At 70.8% G+C, this 16,639-nt stretch carries 18 protein-coding genes and 1 tRNA gene; 8 read left to right on the forward strand and 11 right to left on the reverse strand.

The window, feature by feature from the left end; all coding sequences use genetic code 11:
- The first annotated feature begins 59 nt into the window (after window positions 1-59).
- Window positions 60-1,631 carry an MFS transporter gene (locus AMYNI_RS0109875; protein WP_020667844.1) on the forward strand — a complete coding sequence of 524 codons (1,572 nt, stop codon included), beginning with the start codon at window positions 60-62 and terminating at the stop codon, window positions 1,629-1,631.
- Window positions 1,632-1,670: 39 nt separating this feature from the next.
- Here AMYNI_RS0109875 and AMYNI_RS0109880 read toward each other — a convergent pair whose 3' ends face one another.
- The 6 genes from AMYNI_RS0109880 to AMYNI_RS0109905 form a co-directional block, all read right to left on the reverse strand.
- Window positions 1,671-1,916, reverse strand: coding sequence for a hypothetical protein (locus tag AMYNI_RS0109880; protein WP_020667845.1), 246 nt, complete (start codon window positions 1,914-1,916; stop codon window positions 1,671-1,673).
- Between the two features lie 484 nt (window positions 1,917-2,400).
- Window positions 2,401-2,473, reverse strand: a tRNA-Ala gene (locus tag AMYNI_RS0109885).
- 79 nt (window positions 2,474-2,552) lie between these two features.
- Window positions 2,553-2,870, reverse strand: a complete 318-nt coding sequence (locus AMYNI_RS44285) for a YbaB/EbfC family nucleoid-associated protein (protein WP_020667846.1) — start codon at window positions 2,868-2,870, stop codon at window positions 2,553-2,555.
- Window positions 2,871-2,879: 9 nt separating this feature from the next.
- A complete protein-coding gene (locus AMYNI_RS44290) occupies window positions 2,880-3,191 on the reverse strand; it encodes a YbaB/EbfC family nucleoid-associated protein (RefSeq protein ID WP_157357316.1) in 312 nt (103 codons plus the stop codon).
- Between the two features lie 53 nt (window positions 3,192-3,244).
- Complete coding sequence (locus tag AMYNI_RS0109900; protein ID WP_020667848.1) at window positions 3,245-4,033, reverse strand: DsbA family protein; 789 nt, start codon at window positions 4,031-4,033, stop codon at window positions 3,245-3,247.
- Between the two features lie 5 nt (window positions 4,034-4,038).
- A complete protein-coding gene (locus AMYNI_RS0109905; protein WP_026360243.1) occupies window positions 4,039-4,566 on the reverse strand; it encodes a MauE/DoxX family redox-associated membrane protein in 528 nt (175 codons plus the stop codon).
- A gap of 78 nt (window positions 4,567-4,644) precedes the next feature.
- Here AMYNI_RS0109905 and AMYNI_RS0109910 point away from each other — a divergent pair, with 78 nt between their 5' ends.
- Together AMYNI_RS0109910 and hrpB are read left to right on the forward strand one after the other, a co-directional pair.
- A complete protein-coding gene (locus tag AMYNI_RS0109910; protein WP_020667850.1) occupies window positions 4,645-5,472 on the forward strand; it encodes a glutamate ABC transporter substrate-binding protein in 828 nt (275 codons plus the stop codon).
- A complete protein-coding gene (gene hrpB, locus AMYNI_RS0109915) occupies window positions 5,469-7,886 on the forward strand; it encodes an ATP-dependent helicase HrpB (protein ID WP_020667851.1) in 2,418 nt (805 codons plus the stop codon). The genes AMYNI_RS0109910 and hrpB overlap by 4 nt, the downstream gene beginning before the upstream one ends.
- A 19-nt stretch (window positions 7,887-7,905) precedes the next feature.
- Here hrpB and AMYNI_RS0109920 read toward each other — a convergent pair whose 3' ends face one another.
- Complete coding sequence (locus AMYNI_RS0109920) at window positions 7,906-8,658, reverse strand: hypothetical protein (RefSeq protein WP_051116484.1); 753 nt, start codon at window positions 8,656-8,658, stop codon at window positions 7,906-7,908.
- Between the two features lie 233 nt (window positions 8,659-8,891).
- Between AMYNI_RS0109920 and AMYNI_RS0109930 the strand changes: the two genes are divergently transcribed.
- Window positions 8,892-9,827, forward strand: coding sequence for an ABC transporter ATP-binding protein (locus AMYNI_RS0109930; protein ID WP_026360245.1), 936 nt, complete (start codon window positions 8,892-8,894; stop codon window positions 9,825-9,827).
- A 47-nt stretch (window positions 9,828-9,874) separates the two neighbouring features.
- Window positions 9,875-10,660, forward strand: a complete 786-nt coding sequence (locus AMYNI_RS0109935) for an ABC transporter permease (RefSeq protein ID WP_020667855.1) — start codon at window positions 9,875-9,877, stop codon at window positions 10,658-10,660.
- Between the two features lie 52 nt (window positions 10,661-10,712).
- Here the strand turns inward: AMYNI_RS0109935 and AMYNI_RS0109940 are convergent, their stop codons facing one another.
- Window positions 10,713-11,294, reverse strand: coding sequence for a TetR/AcrR family transcriptional regulator (locus AMYNI_RS0109940; protein ID WP_020667856.1), 582 nt, complete (start codon window positions 11,292-11,294; stop codon window positions 10,713-10,715).
- Between the two features lie 63 nt (window positions 11,295-11,357).
- Here AMYNI_RS0109940 and AMYNI_RS0109945 point away from each other — a divergent pair, with 63 nt between their 5' ends.
- Window positions 11,358-12,536, forward strand: coding sequence for an FAD-dependent monooxygenase (locus tag AMYNI_RS0109945; protein ID WP_020667857.1), 1,179 nt, complete (start codon window positions 11,358-11,360; stop codon window positions 12,534-12,536).
- Here AMYNI_RS0109945 and AMYNI_RS0109950 read toward each other — a convergent pair.
- From AMYNI_RS0109950 to AMYNI_RS0109960, 3 genes are all read right to left on the reverse strand, one after another.
- Window positions 12,509-13,162, reverse strand: a complete 654-nt coding sequence (locus AMYNI_RS0109950; protein ID WP_020667858.1) for a response regulator — start codon at window positions 13,160-13,162, stop codon at window positions 12,509-12,511. The genes AMYNI_RS0109945 and AMYNI_RS0109950 overlap by 28 nt on opposite strands.
- Entirely contained in the window at window positions 13,137-14,723 is a 1,587-nt protein-coding gene (locus AMYNI_RS0109955; RefSeq protein ID WP_020667859.1) for a sensor histidine kinase, read from the reverse strand. The genes AMYNI_RS0109950 and AMYNI_RS0109955 overlap by 26 nt, the downstream gene beginning before the upstream one ends.
- A gap of 134 nt (window positions 14,724-14,857) precedes the next feature.
- The gene (locus AMYNI_RS0109960; RefSeq protein WP_020667860.1) at window positions 14,858-15,571 is read right to left on the reverse strand and encodes a dienelactone hydrolase family protein; all 714 of its coding nucleotides are present in this window, start codon (window positions 15,569-15,571) and stop codon (window positions 14,858-14,860) included.
- An 88-nt stretch (window positions 15,572-15,659) separates the two neighbouring features.
- Between AMYNI_RS0109960 and AMYNI_RS0109965 the strand changes: the two genes are divergently transcribed.
- Together AMYNI_RS0109965 and AMYNI_RS0109970 are read left to right on the forward strand one after the other, a co-directional pair.
- Window positions 15,660-15,875, forward strand: a complete 216-nt coding sequence (locus tag AMYNI_RS0109965) for a hypothetical protein (protein WP_020667861.1) — start codon at window positions 15,660-15,662, stop codon at window positions 15,873-15,875.
- On the forward strand, window positions 15,872-16,627 hold the full coding sequence (locus AMYNI_RS0109970; RefSeq protein WP_020667862.1) for a hypothetical protein: 756 nt from the start codon (window positions 15,872-15,874) through the stop codon (window positions 16,625-16,627). The genes AMYNI_RS0109965 and AMYNI_RS0109970 overlap by 4 nt, the downstream gene beginning before the upstream one ends.
- The last annotated feature ends 12 nt before the right edge of the window (window positions 16,628-16,639 follow it).

The following is a 16,639-nucleotide window of genomic DNA, read 5'->3' on the forward strand; positions in this document are numbered from 1 at the left end:
GCTTGATATTCAAGAGTGGACACTTGACTTTTTCAAACTTCAAGCGGTAAGACCAGGACATGCGCGCAACGTCTCTGAGCCTCACATCGGATCTGACCACGGGGCGCAAGGTCGGCATCCTGGTCGCGGTGTATGCCGCGACGCTCGCGATCAACCTCGACGTCACGATCGTGAACGTCGCGTTGCCGAGCATCGCCACGGAACTCAGTGCCGGGACGCGTGGTCTGCAGTGGGTTGTCGACGGATACAACCTGGCTTTCACCGCGCTGGTTTTGGCCGCGGGCGGCCTTTCTGATCGCTACGGACGACGCCCCGCCCTGCTGCTCGGTCTGCTCGGGTTCGCGGCCACATCGGTGGCCGGAGCGCTGGTCGACAGTGCGGGCGCACTGATCCTCGCCAGGTTCGGCATGGGCGTGTTCGCCGCGCTGATCTTCCCGACGACCCTGTCGATCATCTCCAACACCTTCCGCGGGCGCCGGCAGCGCGCGGCGGCTCTCGGCGGTTGGGGCGCGGTTGTGGGCGTGGGCGTGGCCTCTGGTCCGGTGACCGGCGGGCTGCTCTTGGAGCACTTCTACTGGGGCAGCGTCTTCCTGGCACTCGCCCCGCTCGCCTTGGTGGCCGCCGTCCTCGGGTTCGTGCTGGTGCCCGAGTCGCGTGACCCGTCGGTGCCGCGGCTCGATCTACGCGGCCTGGGAATCTCGATCGGCTTCCTCGGGCTGCTGACCTACACCGTGATCGAAGGACCCGAGCGCGGCTGGGACAGCACGGCGACCCTGCTCGGCTTCGCCGGCTCGGCCCTGCTGGTCGCGATATTCGTGGCGATCGAGCGCGCGACCGAGCATCCGATGCTCGACATCCGGCTGTTCACCGACCGCCGCTTCAGCGCCGCCAGCGCTGCGGTAGCGGTGACCTTCTTCGCGCTCGCCGGTTTCATCTTCCTGATCACCCAGTACTTCCAGGTGGTGCGTGGATTCGGCCCGCTCTCGACCGGCACCCGGATCCTGCCGGTGGCCCTCTCGATCGCCGTAGCCTCCGTTGCCGGCGGGCTCCTCGCACCGCGGGTGGGCACAAGATCGGTCGTGGTGACCGGCCTGATTTCGTTCGGCACCGCGATGGCCTGGATCGCTGGCAGTGTCGAGGTCGACACCGACTACTGGTCGACCATCGTGCCGCAGATGGTACTCATGGGCCTCGGAATGGGCCTGATCTCCACCCCAGCCACCGAGTCGATCATGCTGGTGCTCCCCCCGTCCCGGGCCGGAGTCGGCTCGGCGGTCAACGACGCGACCCGCGAACTCGGCTCCACGCTCGGCGTGGCCGTGATCGGCTCGGTCTTCTCCTCGGTGTTCTCCTCACGCCTGCTCGACAGTGCATTCGCCGCTACCGGCCATGGAGGCGAGGCAGCGGAATCGGTGCCCGTGGCCTTCTCCGCAGCCGGAGCCCACCCCCCGCTGCTCGCGGCAGCCCAGGACTCGTTCCTCGACGCGCTCACCATCAGCTGCATCGTGGTTGCCGGACTCTGCTACGCGGCGGCGTTGGCAGGTCTCGCCGCACTCCCGGGCCGCCGGTTCCGCGCCCACGCGGCGGGCGCTTCCGAGGCAGTGAGGCATGCTCCAGACGATGCTCTCTAACCGCCGCGACCACGACAGGCCCGTCGTCGGTGATCGGGATCAAAGAGGTTCTGCGGCTGTGGCTGACTGGGCACCCGGCCCAAAAGTGGCTCCGGATCGGTGCCCGGTGACCTTGTCGGGCAACGGGTCCTGGCCCGCAACGATGGCCAGTTGATCAAGGTGCATCCGCACCGAGAGCCCGGTCGGCGACACACCGACGCGGCCGATCTGCCTAGTGAGCTGGCCGCCCATGCGATGCGCGACCTCGAGACCCTGCCGCACCGCGCCGCGGGTCACGGTGATCACATCGCCGCCTGCCCCGCCGCGCTACTGGAACATCCGTTGCCCTGAACCAAAATGCGGCAGGTCAACCGGTTGCTCGGTCTGGTTCACCGACACGGCGCCGACCCGGTCGACGAGGCCGCAGCGCCCTGGACCGCGCCAAGATCGCGCACCTGGACCCCGGCATGCAACTCGAAGCGTGGGACGATTCGACCAACGTGACCTTCGACCGGCAACTGGGCGGAGCTGACCTCGCTGCGGTTCGTCCAGGACTCCTACAACGTCCTCACCATGGGCCCGTGGGAGTGGGAAACCTTCCTGACCAACGCTTTGTGCCACGCACACCAACGGTGCACCGTCGAACTTGAAGCGACTACACGCGACAGAACGGTGCCAGAAACCTTCGCACAACCACCCAGGCGAGTGACCCGACTGGAGCAATGTTTGTCATTCCGAAAAATAACGCCCGACCTGCGGAAACCGCAGTGCCGGGCGATCGTGAAGACGGTGGAGCTAAGGGGACTCGAACCCCTGACCCCCTCACTGCCAGTGAGGTGCGCTACCAGCTGCGCCATAGCCCCGAACGCGAAGCGAACTCCGCATCTCGTGGTTCAAGACTTTACATGACGGCTTCCTGGCGTTCGATGCAGGGGGGCGGGGTCAGCGGTCGGAGCGGGACGGGGCCGGCATGCCGGGGAGCTGTTCGATGGCGTCGGCCAGATCCTCGCCGAGCAGCAACGCGACCTTCTTGTAGCTGGTCTGGGTGGCCTCCCGCAGGGCGACCTTGGCGACCTCGACGATCAGCTCACCGAGGCGGGCGGGACCCCAGTTGACCGCGGTGGGTGCGAGCCAGAGGTTCAGCAGCTTGCCGCGGGCGTCGACGGTCACCTCGATCGTGTTGTCCAGGTCACGCGCGGTGCCGGAGGCGGCGGCCAGCACGCCCTGCACCTTCGAAAGCGCCTCCTGGGGGGCGTCCATCGCCCCCGCTCACCTTCCGCCGTAGCCGGGATCCGAGGGCGCGTCCTCGTCATCTTCCGGAATCGGCTCGTAGCCCAGTGACTTGAGGTGCTTGTCCCCGTTCGGCCCGAGCACCGGGGCCAGCGTCTGGTACATCCGGTCGCCGGCCCGCCTCGTCGCCCGCTGCGCCAGCCGCATGATCTCCGCGGCGATCGCCTCGGACCCGCTGCGCAGCGCGAGCGGGGTGAGCTTGACCTCGGTGAGCATGCCGCCGGGGTTGACTTCGACGCTGATCGCACCGTCCGGCGTGGCCGCCTTGCCGCTGACCTTGTCGAAATCCATCTCCGCCACCCTGCGGCCTTCCGTTTCCCACCGCGCAGGCTATCCCAAGATCATCAGCCCTTGTTGGTGGCGAGCAGATTGTCCAGCCAGGCCGGGTCGCCGACCTCCACCCGCTGACCGTTCGCGGTCACCGTCGGGGTGCCCTTGAAGTTCGGGTCCTGCTGGGTCTTCACGAACTCGTCTTCCAGCTGCTGGTTGTAGACGCCGTTGTTGACGCTGGTGGCGAAGTTCGGGTCGGTGATGCCGACGCCCTTGCCGAGCTCGATCAACTGCGCCTTGTCGTAGCCGCGCTTGCCCTCTTCCGGCTGCGCGTTGAAAAGGCTGTCGTGGAAGGCGGTGAACTTGCCGGCGTCCGCCGCGGCCAGCGCCGCGTTCGCCGAGTCCAGCGAATAGCCGGCCGGGTCCGAAGCGTTCACCAGCATCGGCACCATGTGGTAGCGCACCTTCAGCTCACCGGCGTTGATCTTCTCTTCGATCTTGGCGCTGTCCCGTTTCTGCATGTTGCCGCAGGCCGGGCAGAGGAAGTCCGCATACAGGTCGATCGTGGTCTTCGCCTCCGGCTTGCCGGTCACCACGACCACGCCTTCACGCTGCTCGACAACGCCCTGGGCGAGACCGTGACCGGACTGGGGCGCGATCTGCTGGCCCTGGGTCTCGTTCTTCGAGGCGTTGGTGAGCAGCACCCCGGCGATCACCGCCGCCGCGAGCAACACGATCCCGACCACCACGGCGACCATCTTCTTGTCGATCCCGCCGCCCCTGGCCTGTGCCACCGCCTTGGCGCCGGCCGACGCAGCCTGCTGCTGCCGGCGCTTCCGTGCGTTGCGTTGTGCTCCACCCACCTGAATCAAGTCCTTTCTGGTTCGCCGGAGTAGTCGTCCACGGGCTCCGACGAGTTCCCGCGTCCCCTGCCGAACCAGCCGTCGACGGAGAACAGTGTGCGCGGCCGCCACAACAGCCAGCCGGCGAGCAGCAGGTAACCCACGTCCACCGCGATCTCGCGCGGGTACTGGGTCTGCCCTGCCTCCACCTGACCGCCGCCGCCGAAGCAGCCGCAGTCGATGGTCAGCCCGCGCGCCCAGGACTGCGCGATCGCGGCGATGAACGCCACCAGCACCAGCACCGACAGCCCGGCCGCGATCCTGGTGGCCAGCCCGGCCAGCACGAACACCCCGAGCACCAGCTCGAGCAGCGGCATCGCGATCGCCAGTGGCCGGACCAGGCCCTCCGGCAGCACGTCGTAGGCCTGCACCGCGATATAGGTCTGCCCGGGATTGCTCGCCTTGATCGTGCCCGAGATCAGCCACACCGTGGCAAGGCCCAGCCTTACCACCGTGCCGACGATGTCGAGTACCTGTTGGGACGGTCGTCGCACAGGCTTAGGCTATCGGGCGGCCCTGAGAACACTGTGAGTTCGTACGCCATCCGGGGGAGGAAGGCGCCGGTGCGACGCATGCCACTCGCGCGGCTCTGTTTCGCCATCGTCCTGCTCGGCCTGCTGGCAGGTTGTGGCCGGTTTTCGGACGCCGAACCGGACTCCACGCTCGGCCATGCCGCCGGCGGCAAGCTCACCGTCGGCATCCGGTTCGACCAGCCCGGGCTGTCCGAACGGACCGTCGACGGCCGGTTCACCGGCTTCGACGTGGACGTGGCCAGGTTCGTCGCCGGCGAGCTGGGGGTGCCCCCGGACGGCATCACCTGGCGCGAGACGACCTCGGCGACCAGGGAGAGCGATCTCACCTCCGGGGTGGTCGACCTGATCGTGGCCACCTACTCGGTCACCGACCGGCGCAAGCAGCAGGTCTCCTTCGCCGGCCCGTACTTCGACACCGGGCAGGACCTGCTGGTGCGGCGGCCATCGAACGACATCAGCGGCCCGGAGACGCTGAACGGCCGGAAGCTCTGCTCGGTGGCCGGCTCCACCCCGGCCCAGCAGGTCCGCACCCGGTTCGCGCAGGCGGTGAAGCTGATCGAGTACCCGCGTTACCCCGATTGCGTGACCGCGCTGCTGGCCGGTCAGGTGGACGCGGTCACCACGGACGCGGTGATCCTGGCCGGTTACGTGGCGCAGAACCCGGAGCTGCTGCGGCTGGTCGGCAAGCCGTTCTCCACCGAGCGCTACGGAGTCGGCCTGCGCAAGGGCGACACCGAGGCGCAGACCGCGGTGAACGACGCCATCCGCAAGATGATCAGCACCGGTGCCTGGCGGAGCTCGCTGGACCGCAACATCGGGCCGTCGGGCTACCAGCTGCCGGCGCCACCGGAAGTCACCGAGCGATGAAACTGCCCGACCTCCCGGTGCGGGAGGTGCTCGGCGAGCTGACCGCCGCACTGGACGCGCACGGCACCGCGGTGCTGGTCGCCCCGCCGGGCACCGGCAAGACCACGCTGGTGCCGCTGGCGCTGGCCGAGCACTTCGGCGGCCGGATCGTGGTCGCCGAACCACGACGGCTGGCCGCCCGCGCGGCGGCCGCACGGATGGCGTCGCTGCTCGGTGAACGGGTCGGCGAGACGGTCGGCTACTCGGTGCGCGGGGACCGGAAGGTCTCCGCGGCGACCAGGATCGAGGTGGTCACCTCCGGGCTGCTGGTCCGCCGCGTGCAGGGCGACCCCGAGTTGCCCGGGGTGTCGACGGTGCTGCTCGACGAGTGCCACGAGCGGCAGCTGGACGCCGATCTGCTGCTCGCGCTGCTGCTCGACGTGCGCGCCGGGCTGCGCGACGACCTGCGGCTGCTGGCCACCTCGGCCACAGTGGCCGCGGACCGGCTGGCCGCACTGCTCGGCTCGGCGCCGGTGGTCACCGCGCACGCCCGCAGCTACCCGGTGGACCTGCGGTACCTGGCGCCCGCCCGCGGCGAGCGCGTCGAGGCGTCCGTGGCCAGTGCCGTGCGCACCGCACTGTCCGAAGTAGACGGTGATGTGCTGGCATTCCTGCCGGGCGTGGCGGAGATCAACAGGGTGAGCTCGCTGCTGTCCGGTGTGGACGCGGACGTGCTGCCGCTGCACGGCAGGCTGCCCGCCGCGAAACAGGACGCGGCCTTGCGCCAAGGCGAACGTCGCCGGGTGGTGCTGGCTACGTCGGTGGCGGAGTCCAGCCTCACCGTGCCTGGCGTGCGCGCGGTGGTCGACTCCGGCCGGTCCAGGGTGCCCAGGGTGGATCATCGCCGCGGACTGCCCGGCCTTGCCACCGTGCGAGTCTCCGCCGCGGTCGCCGAGCAGCGGGCCGGCCGGGCCGGCCGCGAGGCACCGGGCACGGCGTACCGGTGCTGGCCGTCGCACGAGCAGGTGGCGCTGCCGGCGTACCCGGAACCGGAGATCCGCACCGCCGAGCTGTCCAGGCTGGCGCTCGAGCTGGCCTGCTGGTCCACTCCGGACGGTTCCGGGCTGTCCTGGTGGGACCCGCCCGCCGAGGGCCCGCTGACCGCCGCCCGCGGGCTGCTGCGCACCCTCGGCGCCACCGCCGGCGACGGTGCGGCCACCGAACGCGGCAGGCGGATGGCCGCGCTCGGCCTGCACCCCCGGCTGGCAAGGGCGCTGCTCGACGGCGCCGCGGCGGTCGGTGCGCGGCCGGCCGCCGAGGTGGTCGCGCTGCTGGACGCGGGCGGCACCCTGACCGATGTGGACGCCGAGCTCCGGCGGTTGCGCGGAGCGGCGGACGAGCCGGCCAGGCGCTGGCAGCGCGAGGTTCGCCGGCTAGCCGGACTGGTCTCCGGACCGCCCGACGCCCCGGACGCGGCCCTGGTGGTGGCGCTGGCCCACCCGGAACGGCTGGCCCGCCGCCGCTCGGCTGGATCTCCGGTCTACCTGATGGCCGGTGGCACCGCGGCCGAACTGCCCGCCGCGGGAGGGCTCGGCGAGTCCGAGTGGCTGGCCGTCGCCGAGGCCACCCGCGATCCAGGCCGGGTGCACGGGGTGATCCGGCTGGCCGCCCGCGCGGACGTCGAGCTGGCCCTGCGGGCCGCGCCGAACCTGGTGTCCGAAGTGGACGAGGTCGGCTGGTCCGGCGGCGACGTGCTGGCCCGTTCGGTGCGCCGGCTCGGCGCCATCACGCTGTCCGAACGCCCGCTGCGGGACCCCGACCAGTCGCTGGTGCGGGCGGCGCTGGTGACCGGCCTGCGCCGGGAAGGGCTCCGGCTGCTCGGCCCAGGCCAGGAGACCGAGCGGCTGCGCACCAGGCTGGACTTCCTGCATCGCACGCTCGGTGCTCCGTGGCCCGCCATGGACGAGGACAGCCTTTTGTCCACAGTGGACGAATGGCTGGCGCCGGAGCTGGCCACCGCGCGGCGGCGGGCGGACCTGGCGAAGACCGACACCACCGCCGCCCTGCGCCGCCGGCTGCCGTGGCCGGCGGCGAGCAGGCTGGACGAGCTCGCACCGGACCGGCTCGAGGTGCCCTCCGGTTCACGGGTGCGGGTCGACTACACCGCCGAGGGGCCGGTGCTCGCGGTCAAGCTGCAGGAGACCTTCGGCTGGCTGGACACGCCGCGGATCGCGGACGGGCGGGTCCCGGTGGTGCTGCACCTGCTCTCCCCAGCCGGACGGCCCACCGCGGTCACCGCGGACCTGGAATCCTTCTGGCGCAACGGCTATCCGGCCGTCCGCGCGGAGCTGCGCGGCCGCTATCCCAAACACCCCTGGCCCGACGACCCCTTCACGGCCCTACCCACCAAGCGAACCACCCGCCCGAGGCCGTGAGCAAAGGGCAAAAAGTCGGCTATTTGCCGGAGAGGTGCTGGGGTGGGGTGGGCAGTTCCTTGGCCAGGCGCTCTTCTTCCGCTTCGTCGTCCACCTCGTGCAGGCCCAGCTGCACCGCGTGCCGGATCTGCTCACGGTTCTCCCGCACCACATGCGCGAAGAACTCGTCGATCCGCGGATCGACGAGCACCTCCAGGATCACCCGCATCGCGGTGTCCACCACCGACCGCACCACCTCGTCGTGGAACGGCAGCTTCTGCAACCGGCCCGCCTGCCGGTCGTTCTTCAGCTTCTCGGTGATGATCGCGCGCAGCATGTCCTGGTTCTCGCCGAGCGAGCGGGCCAGGTTCTGCGGGTAGTTGCCGGTCTCCACCACCTTGACCACCTCGTCCAGCACCGCGATCGTGATCGGCTTCTTGATCGCCAGCACGATCGGCCTGGACAGCCGCTCCACCATGCGCTGGGTGAACCGCTCGCCGAACGCCCGGTCCGCCGTCCTGACCAGCCGCACCACCACCGCCACTACCCGCAGCAGCCGGAACCCGCGCAGCGCCGGGTGCGCGATCGGGATCATGCCGAGGATCTCGTACCAGTTGCGCAGCGGGAACCGCTTCTCCCAGCCGTGCTTGCGCCACCGCCACAGGAACTCGATCGCGAAGACCCCGCAGATCGACGTGTCGATGACGAACACCACGTGCGCGGTGGCCGCGGTGTGCGGGAAGAAGGTCACATAGACGAGCAGGCCGACGGAGAACACCGCCAGCACGAGCATGGCCAGGTCGAGCGGGGACACCCGGCGCCGCCGGGCGGCGAGTCCGCCGGCGGTCACAGCCACTCCGCGGGAAAGAACGCGTCGTCGGTGCTCATGACCACGCATTGTGCCTTCCCGCACAAGGCGGTGCCGGACGAGCCCTGCCGAAAGTAGGGGTCGGCCGCTGCCAAACGACCGATGCCCTCCTCCCCCGCCGGAACCTACCTTCGGTGGCACTGACCAGGGAGGAAAACATGATCACGCTTCGAGCTCTGACGAAGCGCTACGGGGACAAGACCGCGGTGGACGACCTCGGCTTCGACGTCGAAACCGGCAGGGTGACCGGTTTCCTCGGGCCGAACGGCGCCGGGAAGTCGACCACCATGCGGATGCTGCTCGGCCTCGACCGGCCGACCTCGGGTGAGGCGCTGATCAACGGCAGGCAGTACGCCGAGCTGCGGCATCCGCTGCGCGAGGTCGGCGCGCTGCTCGAAGCCAAGGCACTGCACCCAGGCCGCAGCGCGGGCAAGCACCTGCTCGCCATGGCGCACAGCAACGGCATCCCGGCGTCCAGGGTGGACGAAGTGCTGGCCACCGTCGGGCTGAGCGACGTGGCCGGCAAGCGCGCCGGGCAGTTCTCGCTCGGCATGGGGCAGCGGCTCGGCATCGCCGGCGCGCTGCTCGGCGACCCCGCCGTGCTGATGTTCGACGAGCCGGTGAACGGGCTCGATCCGGACGGAGTGCGCTGGGTCCGGCAGCTGATGCGCTCGCTGGCCGAGGAGGGCCGGACGGTGTTCGTGTCCAGCCACCTGATGAGCGAGATGCAGCTGACCGCGGACCGGCTGGTGGTGATCGGCAAGGGCAGGCTGCTCGCGGACGCGCCGGTGGACGAGTTCATCGCCGGGAACTCCGAGGCCGTGGTGCTGGTCCGGCTGCCGGACCCGGCGGACCGCTCCGCATTGGCCGCGCGGCTGCACGCACACGGAGCGTCCACAGAGGACAGCGGGGGTGAACTGGCGGTGCGTGGCGCGTCGGTGGAGATGGTGGGCGATCTCGCGCACGGACTCGGCCTGCGGCTGCACGGACTGGCCGAGCACCGTGCCTCGCTCGAACAGGCCTACATGGAACTGACCGCTTCGTCGGTCGAATACGGCGTGACGGACACGCAGCACGCGGAGGTGAACGCATGACACCGACGACGCATTTTCTACCGCGGAGGAGCCATGACACGATCGCCATGCACCGGACCAAAGCCGCCGGCGGCGGGCTCGGCGGTGCGATCCGCGCCGAGTGGACCAAGTTCTGGTCCGTGCGCTCCACCTGGTGGAGCCTGATCGCGGCGGCGGCGCTGACCTTCGCCTACGTGCTGCCGGTGGCGGCCTCGGTGGGCATCGACCCCGACGAGCCGATGTCCGCGCCCGGCCTGCTCGCCGGCGGCACGTTCTACCTGGCCCAGTTCGCCGTGGTCGCGCTGGCCGCCATGTTCATCGCGAGCGAGTACTCGACCGGCAGCATCCGCGCCACCCTGCAGTGGGTGCCGGCCCGCAGCCGGATGCTGCTCGCCAAGGCCGCGGTGCTGACGCCGGTGCTGTTCGTCTTCGGCGCGCTGACCGCCGGCGCGGCCACCGCGATCGCCATCCCGCTGATGCGGGGCAACGAGCTGCCCTCCAGCGCGGCCGGCCTGGTCTGGTCGTTCGTGGCCACCGGAGGCACCTTCGCGCTCACCGGCCTGCTCAGCCTCGGGCTCGGTGCGGCGCTGCGCAGTGTCGCCGGCTCGATCACGGTCGCGTTCATGGTGCTGCTGATGACCGCGATGCTCGCCGGTTCGCTCGGGCTGATGGCCTTGCTCGACTACCTGCCGGGAATGGCCGGGATGAACGCGATCGTCGGCGGCGGGCAGCCGAACCCGCTCTCCGGCGGCGCGGTCCCCTACAGCACGGGCGCCGGGCTGCTCATCTTCGCCGGCTGGGCCGCGGCCGCGCTGGCGATAGGCAACACCGTGCTGCGCAGGCGGGACGCGTAGCACCGCACTGGGGGTCGTGAGTGGAAACGGTTGCCAGGGCAACCGTTTCCACTCACGAGGACGTGGGGAGCAGGACGGAGAGAAGCTCGTGGATGCCGGTCTCCAGCTCGGCCTTGTCCGGGGGACGACGGGAGCCGGTGCCGGCGATGGAGTCGAAGATCAGGCCGTCGAGCCAGGCGATCACCAGCCGGGCGTGCCGCTCCGGGTCCGCGGAACCGGCCGTACGCAGCAGTTCGGCGCACCGCGCGCGCAGCAGCGAGCCGCCGCGGTCGTAAGGCTCGCGCAGCTCCGGGCGCCTGGTCGCTTCCAGCGCGAACTCGTAGCGGGCCAGCATCCGGCGCTTCCCGGTGGTGATCGTGGCGTGCAGGAACCCGGCCAGGTAGCCGGCCAGCGCGTCCAGGTCGGCGGGCTCGGCTGGCGACTCCGGCGCTGCCACGTCCAGCTCGACGATCCGGCCGATCGCCAGCTCGAGCAGCGCCTGTCTGGTCCGCGCGTAGTACGAGGTGGACCCGGCGGGCAGCTCGGCGGCCCGGTCCACCGCGCGGTGGGTCAGCCCGCGCATGCCGTCCTCGGCGATCACCTCGATCGCGGCGTCGCCGATCCGCGCGATCCGGTCGTCGGTAGTCCTGGCCACCTCCGCACCCTAACCCAGCGCTCTACAGGTGTAGAGTTCTCTACACCTGTAGAGGAGGTCGGCATGAAACACGCGGCGGTGATCGGCGGCGGCATCGGCGGGCTGAGCGCGGCCATCGGCTTGCGCAAGGCGGGCTGGCAGGTCACGGTGCTGGAACGGGCCATCGAACCCAAACCGATAGGTGCCGGAATCTCCTTGTGGCCCAACGCCTTGCGCGCACTGGACGAACTCGGCGTGGCGGCGGAGCTGGCCAAGCTGAACGTCGGCCAGACGGTTGGCGGGGTCCGCGACTCCCGTGGCCGTTGGCTGTCCCGCTGGGACGCCACCAGGTTCGAGCGCCTGCTCGGCCGCCCGATGCTGGCCGTGCACCGGGCCGAGCTGCTGGAGGTACTGCTGGCCGCGCTGCCGCCGGAGACGCTGCGCTTCGGCGTCGAGGTCCAGGAGGTGACCGAGGACGGCCTGGTGCGCTGGCCGGGTGGCGAGTTGCGGGCCGACCTGGTGGTGGGCGCGGACGGTATCCAAAGCGGGATCAGGGCCGCGCTCTGGCCAGCGCATCCGGCCCCGGTGTACAGCGGCAGCACCGCGTTCCGCGCGGTCATCGAGGCGCCGGCCGATCAACAACTGGCCGGGGCGCTCGGCGCCGGCACCGAGTTCGGCACGGTCCCGCTCAGCGGCGGCAGGCGCTACTGGTTCGTCTCCCACCGCGCGCCCGAGAACACCCTCCACGACGACCCGAAGGCCTTCCTCCGGCGGCTGTTCGGCTCCTGGTACGAGGAACTCCGCGAGGTCATCGAGAGCACTCCGGCCGAGGTCATCCTGCAGCACGACCTCTACTTCCTCGGTACCCCGCTGCCCAGCTACGTGCGCGGCCGGGTCGCCCTGCTCGGCGACGCCGCGCACGCCATGCCGCCGTTCCTCGGCCAGGGCGGCTGCCAGGCGATCGAGGATGCCGTGGTGCTCGCGGCGCTCGCGGCCCAGTCCGAGAACTCAACTGGCACGGCGCACCTGCTTGCCGAGTACGACCGTCAGCGCCGCCCGCGCAGCCAGCACGTCGCGCGAAGCTCGGTGCGCACCGGCAGGCTGGGGCCGCAGTTGCGGAATCCGCTCGCGGTCGGGCTGCGCAACACGCTGCTCCGGGCGATGCCCGCGTCGCTCAACATCCGGGCCGGCGCCGCCGCCGCGACCTGGACTCCGCCCCGGATCGCGGTGGGCGATCAGCCGCCGACCAACCCGGCCTCGTAGGCCACGATCGCGGCCTGAACCCGGTTCTTCGCGCCGAGCCGGTTCAGGATCGCGCTCACATACGCCTTCACGGTGCCCTCGACCACGAAGAGCCTGCCCGCTATGTCCGCATTGGACAGTCCGGAGCCGACCAGCGCCAGCACCTCCCGTTCCCGGTCGGTCAGCCCGGCGACCTGCTCGCGGGCCGCCGCACCGCGGGACAGTCGCTCCCCGGAAAGCTGGGCGATCACCCGATGCGCGACCTTCGGCGAAAGGAAGGCGGCCCCGTCGGCGACCGCGCGCACCCCCGCGATCAGCTCGCGCGGGTCGCCCGACTTCAGCAGGAACCCGCTGGCACCCTCGCCGAGCGCACGCGCGATGTACTCGTCCTCGCCGAAGGTGGTCAGCATGACCACCGCGGTCTCCGGCGCCACCTTGCGGATCTCGGCCGCCGCGGCGAGCCCGTCCAGCCTTGGCATCCGGATGTCCAGCAGCGCCACGTCCGGCCGCACCCCGAGCACCAGCTCGACCGCCTCGCGCCCGTCGGCGGCCTGGCCCACCACCTCGATGTCCTCGTCGGCGCCGAGGATCGCGGCGACCCCGGCGCGGATCATCATCTCGTCATCCGCGAGCAGTACCCGGATCACCTTCGCTTGCCTCCCTGTTCTGGATCAGTTCCTTGGACGCCAGCCGCCCATCGACGAAGCAGAGCCGGTAGGCGTCGAAGCCGAGCGAGAAAATGGTGCTGTCGGTGCCGTAGAACTCGCAGGTCGAGCCCGGTGGCGGGGGCGGATACGGCGGGCTGGGTCGCACGTAGGCCTGCTGCGCCGGCAGCACGGCGGCGAACTCGGCCCGCGGCTGCCCGATCGGCAGCCGGTCGAAGTCCGCCGGTGGCAGCTGCGAGGAGAAGAAGTTGTAGGCGTAGATGACCCCGCTGATGCCGAGCACCCCGGCGAACAGCAGGGCCGGCACCAGCACCGCGTGGATCAGGCTGCGCCGCACCTGCCGCCGCGCCTGTTCGAGCCGTCGCGTCGACTCCGTGCGCTCGGCGTCGGTGACCGGGCTGTCCGCGGCCGGTGAGCCGTGGTGCGGCAGGGTGGCGAGCACCTCGAACCCGTCGGCCCCCGGGCCGGCCCGCAGCGTGCCGCCGACCAGCCGAACCCGTTCACGCAGGCCGACCAGTCCCCGCTTGCCCGAGGACAGCCCCGGCAGCGGACCGGCAGGTGGATCCTCGTTGCGCACGGACACCAGCGTCTCGTCGGCGGACCGGCTCACCCTGACGGTGACCGCCGCGCCGGGCGCGTGCTTGGCCGCGTTCGTCAGCGACTCCTGGACCACCCGGTACGCGGCCCGCTCCACCATCGGCGGGGCGTCCACCGCTTCATCCACTTCGGACTTGATGACCAGCCCCGACGACCTGGCGCGGTCCACCAGTTCGGTGATGCTCCCGTCGTGCGGCTCGGTCGGCGCGGACTCCACGTCGTCGCGCAGCACGCCGATGATCTCGCGCAGCCGCTCGGTGGCGGTCGCCGCGCTCTCCCGCAACGCGGCCGCCTCGGTGCGCTGGGGCGCGTCCAGTCCCCCGGCTACCTCGAGCGCGGCGGCGCGCACCGCGATCAGGCTCAGCTCGTGGCCGAGCGAGTCGTGCATGTCGCTGGCGATCCGCGCCCGTTCCCGCAGCCGCGCCTGGTCGGCCACGATCTCCTGGTTGGTCTCCAGTTCCTCGGCCCGCTCCCAGCCGGCGCGCGCCAGCAGCTCGCGCATCCGGAAGTAGCGGCCGAGCAGCCACGGGAACAACGCGGCGAACAGGATCGACGCGGTCATCACCGCCCAGTCCGACAGCTGGTACCTGCCGACGGCCAGCGACACCGGCACACCGGCCAGGCTGACCCCGAGCAGCCCCAGCAGCGCCGGCTTCGCCTGCGCCATCAGTCGGCCGGCCAGGTAGCCGATCGGCACCATCAGGATGAACGGCCAGGCCGGGGTGAACTGCTCATACCGGAACAGCACGACCACGCTGGTGGACGCGGCCACGATCAGCGACACCAGCGGCGCGCGCCGGATCAGCGCGACCGCGACGGTGCTGGCGGCCAGGCCGCCCCACAGCTCCAGCGGCGCGGCGCGGGCTTCGTCGGCTTCCAGCACGGTGCCGCAGATGAACAGCCAGAGCAGGAGGTAGAGGACCTCCTCCCGCCTGCGCCGCAGCATCTTCCACACGTCACGCACGGTACAAGGCCGGGGAGGCCGGGCGATATTGCCGAAAGTAACCCTTCACCGGTCGTGAGTGAAAAGTGTTGCCCCGGCAACACTTTTCACTCACGACCGCTGACCTGCGGAAACGGTTAGCTCGTGGTGGTGCGGATGAACTCCAGCGCCTGCGGCCACGACACCGCGTAGGCGGCCGCGTTGACCGGGTTCTCATGCCTGGCGCGGGAGCTGAAGCCGTGCTCGGCGGCCGGGTAGAGGTGCACGATGCTGGCGCCGGTGTCCCGCGACTCGAGCGCGTCACGCAGCCGGCGGAAGCTCTCCACCGGGACCATCGAGTCGGCGCCGGGGTAGAGCATCATCACCGGGGCCTCGATCAGCGCGGTGTGCTCGACCGCGTCCACCGTGTGGTTCGGCGCCGGGGTGCCGGGCACCGTCGGGTGGTAGGCGACCACGTTCGCCAGTCCCCGCTCCCTGCCGCCGAGGATCAGCGCCAGCCGCCCACCGAGGCACCAGCCGATCACCCCGGTGCTCGTGCAGCCCAGCTCGTCGGCCAGGTACCCGAGCAGCTGCCGGTGCTCGGCCAGGCAGGCCTCGTCGTCCAGCTCGCCGAGCAGTTCGAACAGCTTCTCGTGCGGCGTGTCGTCCGAACTCGGTCCGTGCCAGGGGTCCCAGCACAGCGCGGTGACCCCGGCCCGCGCGATGTCCCCGGCGAACTCCCGCAGCTGCTCGCCGATGCCGGTGATCATCGGCAGCAGCAGCATGCCGGCCGTGGAACCACCGGACGGACGGGCCAGATAGGCGCTCAGTTTTCCTACTTCAACGGTGCTCATCTCGATGTCCTGAGGCATACCCGCCACCGTAGTCAGCCAGGATGTGTAAAGCCGATGAGGCATGATGATCACAGTTGCTCAACGTGGAGCACGGCAGGAGGAATCGATGAGCAGCCCGAGACGCACGCTCGCCGACCAGCTCGGCGGCGAACCACCCGAGGGCATCAAGGCGCTCAGCGAGGAAGAGCGGCAGCACCTTTCGGACACCTTGCGGGCCGCCCGCCGCCGTCAGGCCGCGGCGCTGACCACCGCGGGTGAGGAAGGGCTGAAGTACGTGCCCGCGCTGCTGCGGGGCGCGGTGCGCAAGGTGGTGGGCCTGTGAGTCTGGAGGGACAGGCCGAGGTGCTGAAGCTGGCCAGGGTGCTGGGCACCGACCCGGCCGCGCTCGGCTACCTGGAGAAGGTCGGCACCGACGATCTCCGCCGTTTCCGCGAGCAGGTCACCGGGGTGCTGTTCGACGCCAACCTCGTTGTGCTGCAACGAATGGCGGCGGCGAGCAAACTGCTGCCGGCCCCGGTGCTGGCCAAGATCGCGGAACGCACCTTCGGCCCGATGCTGTGCGCTCGGATCGCCGGGCTGGTGGACGTTTCGCGCGGGGTGGACGTGGCGAAACGCCTGTCACCCCGGTTCCTCGCCGATGTGGCGGCCGAGCTCGACCCGCGCCGGGCCTCGGGCATCATCGTCCGGATCCCCCGGCCGACCGTGCTCGCGGTGGCCCGTGAGCTGGTCGGGCGCGAGGACTGGATCACCATCGGCCGGTTCGTCGGCCACCTGCCGGACGAGACCGTGACCGGCTGCCTGGCCGAAATCCACGACATCGCGTTGCTGCAGGTCGCGTTTGTGTTGGACAACAAGGAACGGCTCGAGCACGTGCTCGGCCTGCTGCCGTCGGACCGGCTGGCCGGGGTGCTGCGGGCCGCCGGAGAGCACGACCTGTGGCCTGCCGCGCTGGATCTGCTGGTCCACGTCGGCGATGCCCGCCGTGCGCAGCTCGCCGCGGGGCTGGACCCCGCGCTTCGCGACCGAGCCCGCACCGAAGCCGAAACCCTCGGCCTCCGACACCTTCTCGGCTAGCTGCCCCTGACC

The sequence above is a fragment of the Amycolatopsis nigrescens CSC17Ta-90 genome, from assembly GCF_000384315.1.
In the GTDB taxonomy this organism is placed as follows: Bacteria; Actinomycetota; Actinomycetes; order Mycobacteriales; family Pseudonocardiaceae; genus Amycolatopsis; species Amycolatopsis nigrescens.

Excerpts from the sequence above, each read along its gene's own strand:
- AMYNI_RS0109955 (WP_020667859.1), bottom strand. The coding sequence starts at position 14,723 with ATGCTGCGGCGCAGGCGGGAGGAGGTCCTCTACCTCCTGCTCTGGCTG.
- AMYNI_RS0109945 (WP_020667857.1), top strand. The coding sequence starts at position 11,358 with ATGAAACACGCGGCGGTGATCGGCGGCGGCATCGGCGGGCTGAGCGCG.
- AMYNI_RS0109965 (WP_020667861.1), top strand. The coding sequence starts at position 15,660 with ATGAGCAGCCCGAGACGCACGCTCGCCGACCAGCTCGGCGGCGAACCA.
- AMYNI_RS0109930 (WP_026360245.1), top strand. The coding sequence starts at position 8,892 with ATGATCACGCTTCGAGCTCTGACGAAGCGCTACGGGGACAAGACCGCG.
- AMYNI_RS0109875 (WP_020667844.1), top strand. The coding sequence starts at position 60 with ATGCGCGCAACGTCTCTGAGCCTCACATCGGATCTGACCACGGGGCGC.
- AMYNI_RS0109910 (WP_020667850.1), top strand. The coding sequence starts at position 4,645 with ATGCCACTCGCGCGGCTCTGTTTCGCCATCGTCCTGCTCGGCCTGCTG.
- AMYNI_RS44285 (WP_020667846.1), bottom strand. The coding sequence starts at position 2,870 with ATGGACGCCCCCCAGGAGGCGCTTTCGAAGGTGCAGGGCGTGCTGGCC.
- AMYNI_RS0109920 (WP_051116484.1), bottom strand. The coding sequence starts at position 8,658 with ATGCTCGTGCTGGCGGTGTTCTCCGTCGGCCTGCTCGTCTATGTGACC.
- AMYNI_RS0109960 (WP_020667860.1), bottom strand. The coding sequence starts at position 15,571 with ATGCCTCAGGACATCGAGATGAGCACCGTTGAAGTAGGAAAACTGAGC.
- AMYNI_RS44290 (WP_157357316.1), bottom strand. The coding sequence starts at position 3,191 with ATGGATTTCGACAAGGTCAGCGGCAAGGCGGCCACGCCGGACGGTGCG.
- hrpB (WP_020667851.1), top strand. The coding sequence starts at position 5,469 with ATGAAACTGCCCGACCTCCCGGTGCGGGAGGTGCTCGGCGAGCTGACC.
- AMYNI_RS0109935 (WP_020667855.1), top strand. The coding sequence starts at position 9,875 with ATGCACCGGACCAAAGCCGCCGGCGGCGGGCTCGGCGGTGCGATCCGC.